General features: G+C 45.3%; 5 protein-coding genes. All 5 read right to left on the minus strand.

What is annotated here, in order from left to right; translation table 11 throughout:
- Positions 1–48 precede the first annotated feature (48 nt).
- Complete coding sequence (gene nuoL / locus B4K20_RS00610; RefSeq protein WP_289281485.1) at positions 49–1,995, minus strand: NADH-quinone oxidoreductase subunit L; 1,947 nt, start codon at positions 1,993–1,995, stop codon at positions 49–51.
- Positions 1,996–1,998: 3 nt separating this feature from the next.
- Positions 1,999–2,304, minus strand: coding sequence for an NADH-quinone oxidoreductase subunit NuoK (nuoK, locus tag B4K20_RS00615; RefSeq protein ID WP_091712823.1), 306 nt, complete (start codon positions 2,302–2,304; stop codon positions 1,999–2,001).
- Positions 2,301–2,900, minus strand: coding sequence for an NADH-quinone oxidoreductase subunit J (locus tag B4K20_RS00620; RefSeq protein ID WP_289281486.1), 600 nt, complete (start codon positions 2,898–2,900; stop codon positions 2,301–2,303). Before B4K20_RS00620 ends, nuoK begins: the two co-directional genes overlap by 4 nt.
- A 12-nt stretch (positions 2,901–2,912) precedes the next feature.
- A complete protein-coding gene (gene nuoI, locus B4K20_RS00625) occupies positions 2,913–3,404 on the minus strand; it encodes an NADH-quinone oxidoreductase subunit NuoI (protein WP_286304048.1) in 492 nt (163 codons plus the stop codon).
- Positions 3,401–3,871 (minus strand): complex I subunit 1/NuoH family protein (locus B4K20_RS00630; RefSeq protein ID WP_289281487.1); only part of this gene is annotated, 471 nt, incomplete at its 5' end. The genes B4K20_RS00630 and nuoI, both read right to left, overlap by 4 nt.

A 3,871-nucleotide genomic window follows, 5' to 3' on the forward strand; every position in this document is an offset into this window, starting at 1 on the left:
GACTGAGTAAAGGAAGTTGAGCTAACATGAATGCCTAGTCCGTCCTTGTCACACTACAAAAAAAGTGAGAAGTAGTCCCACCCCGATGATCATTGCAAATGCATAATGATACAAATAGCCAGTCTGTAACTGTTTGGCTAATCTTGAGCACCAAGCTACCGTCTTCGCTGTACCATTCACCAACGTACCATCTATCAACAAGCGATCACCAATTCGCCATAAAAGTTGCCCCAAATGTCGGGAGCCCCCTGCGATGACTGTTTGATTAAAGTCATCAAAGCCATATTTATTGATGAGAATACGATAAATAAACTGTCCCTTTTCTTGTATCACAGCAGGTAACTCAGGACGACGCAGATACAAAAACCAGGCGATGACTATACCAGCCATGGCTAGCCAGAATGGCAGCGCAGTCAGGCCATGAATGATAAAACTGACAATGCCATGGAAGTCCTTTGCTTGTTCAGCCAGCACATCATGGGCAGAAGACACGTAGATGGCCTCAGCAAAAAACTCACCGTAAACCATACTGCCTATCCAATAACCGGCAATCACAGAAGGAATCGCTAACAGAATCAGCGGTAATGTCACGACCCAAGGTGATTCTTTAGGCTGATGCCCATGGTCAGTGTTAAATCGGGGTGCGCCATGAAACACCATAAAAAACAGTCGGAAACTATACAGAGCCGTGATCAATACTCCCGACAACACGGCAAAGTAGGCAAAGCCATGTCCGGTTAATTCGGAAGCGTGCACCGCTTCAATAATGGCATCTTTAGAGAAAAATCCAGCCAGACCAGGAAAGCCAATCAAAGCCAACGAACCAATCAGACTTGTCCAGTAAGTGATAGGCATATACTTTTTCAGCCCACCCATTTTTCGCATATCCTGCTCATGGTGCATGGCAATAATGACTGAACCCGCCGCTAAAAAGAGTAAAGCTTTGAAAAAGGCATGAGTCAACAAATGAAACACACCTGCCGCATAAGCAGAAACACCAAGCGCTACAGTCATGTAACCCAGCTGCGATAATGTCGAATAAGCAATGACACGCTTGATATCATTTTGAACCAAGCCGAGCAGTCCCATAAATAAGGCTGTAATGGCACCGATAATCAACACAAATGACAATGCTGTTTCAGAAAGCTCGAATAACGGTGACATACGCGCCACCATAAAAATGCCTGCGGTAACCATAGTGGCGGCATGAATCAGGGCTGAAATAGGCGTCGGCCCTTCCATCGAGTCAGGCAACCAGACATGTAAAGGCACCTGTGCTGATTTGCCCATGGCGCCGATAAATAACAAGATGCAGGTCAGCGTCATGACAGACCAAGCCGTATCTGGAAAAATGCTGATTGTTTGCTCTGCCATTTGTGGTGCTTGTTGAAACACAGCCAGATAATCCAGACTACCCGCATACATCAACACGGCAGAAATGCCCAATAAAAAGCCGAAGTCCCCGACTCTATTCACTAAGAAAGCTTTGAGGTTTGCATAAATCGCCGTCGGCTTTTTATACCAAAAACCAATCAGTAGGTAAGAGACTAGCCCCACCGCTTCCCAGCCAAAGAATAACTGCATGAAGTTATTTGCCATCACCAACATCAACATGGCAAACGTGAATAAAGAAATATAACTGAAGAAACGACTGTAGCCATCATCATCGTGCATGTAGCCAATGGTGTAGATATGCACCATGAATGACACAAAGGTCACCACCGTCATCATCACTGCACTCAGTGCATCAATCATAAAGCCAACTTGAAGCTGTAATGAGCCGGCTTGCAACCACTGATAGACGGTGTCGTTATATGTCAGCCCATCGACTGTCACCAGTTTTAATACCCAGGCGGATAAGAAAAAAGCCACACCGACTGAAAAGATTGTAATGCGATGCGTCCAGCAACGGCCTAAATGACGACCAAACAAACCTGCTGCAATACTGCCAAATAATGGCGCGATAACAATGGCAAGCAGTAAGCTCTGTGGCATCCCTTACCCCTTTAACCTATCCAGATCAGACACATTAATGGTGCTGAGGTTACGGAATAACACCACCAGAATGGCCAGCCCAATTGCCGCCTCCGCAGCTGCCACTGTCAAGATGAAAAACACAAACACCTGACCAGCGGGGTCGCCGAGAAAGTGTGAGAAAGCAATAAAGTTAAGGTTGACCGCTAGCAGCATTAACTCAATACACATCAATAAAATGATGATATTTTTACGGTTCAGAAAGATACCCGCTAAAGACAAGCTGAACAATATGGCAGCGAGAATAAGATAGTCAGATAAAACAATCATGGTTCAGAGCCACCTCCATCTTGTTTTTTGCTGCGTAGATCAACCATTCTCACCCGGTCTGTCGATTTAACGGCCACCTGTTTGGCTGGGTCCTGCAATTTACGATGGTGCTCACGTAATGTCAGCGTGATAGCAGCAACAATGGCGACGGTCAGGATCACAGAAGCAATTTCAAACGGATACACATAAACGGTATACAACAAACGACCCAGCATTTTTGTATTACTGCCGTCAGTCACTGCTGCGTCACTAATATCAAATTGGGGCGCATTCAGCACGGCAATCATTTCCACCACAATCACAGCAGCCACAATAATCCCTAATGGTAAATACCGTGTAAAACCTTCTTTCAGCGGGGCCAGATCAATATCCAGCATCATCACCACAAATAAAAACAGTACTAACACAGCTCCCACGTAGACCAGCACCAAACTGATAGCAAGAAATTCTGCCTCCAACATTAACCAGATACCGGCACTGGTAAAAAAAGCTAGTACCAAGAATAAAGCAGCACGCACGGGGTTACGCACAGTGATAACCATGGTAGCGGCAAACACTAAAATGGCGGCAAAGAAGTAAAAAATCATTTTTTCCACTAGTTTGTCATCCTAACGATAAGGTTCATCAGCAGCACGGTCTGCAGCAATCTCTGGCTCATATTTATCCCCGATTGCCAGTAATTTATCTTTTGTAATGATTTGTTCACCTCGGTTTTCAAAATGAAACTCAAAATGTCGTGTTTCAACAATCGAGTCGACCGGACAAGACTCCTCACAAAAGCCACAATAAATACACTTAAATAAGTCGATATCGTAGCGAGTAGTACGGCGACTACCATCATCTCTGGGTTCAGTTTCGATAGTAATGGCAAGTGCAGGACAAACCGCTTCACATAACTTACAACCAATACAGCGCTCTTCCCCATTGGGATAGCGCCTTAAGGCATGCAGTCCACGGAATCTTGGTGACTGTGGTGTTTTTTCCTCGGGATATTGCACCGTGACTTTGCCGGCAAACAAATAACGCCCGGTTAGACGAAGTCCCTGAATCAGCTCCCACAATAGAAAGCTTTTAAAAAAATGACGGAGACCTGACATCATCCCCCTCCCGCAGTGATAACTGCACTTTCTGTAAACCAAGGCCCTATATCAAACACCTGGGCCGTCGACACAATAACTAACCAAACCAAGGTGACAGGAATAAATACTTTCCAGCCTAAACGCATGATCTGATCATAACGATACCGAGGAAATGTCGCTCGGAACCATAGGTACATAAACAAAAAGATAGCTGTTTTCCCAAGCAGCCAGACTAATCCAGGCACCCAGGAAAACGCACTTTCCAGCACTGGAATCCCATCAAAGGGTGACAACCAGCCACCCATAAACAGGGTCGCGGCCAGCATAGAGATCAAAATCATATCGGCGTATTCGGCCAGGAAAAAAATGGCAAACGCCATACCGGAATATTCCACATGGAAACCAGCGACAATTTCTGATTCGCCTTCTGCAATATCAAACGGCGCCCGATTTGTTTCCGCTACCCCGGAAATAAAATAGACAATAAA

It is taken from the genome of Methylophaga sp. UBA5088, from assembly GCF_002414625.1.
GTDB lineage: Bacteria > Pseudomonadota > Gammaproteobacteria > Nitrosococcales > Methylophagaceae > Methylophaga > Methylophaga marina.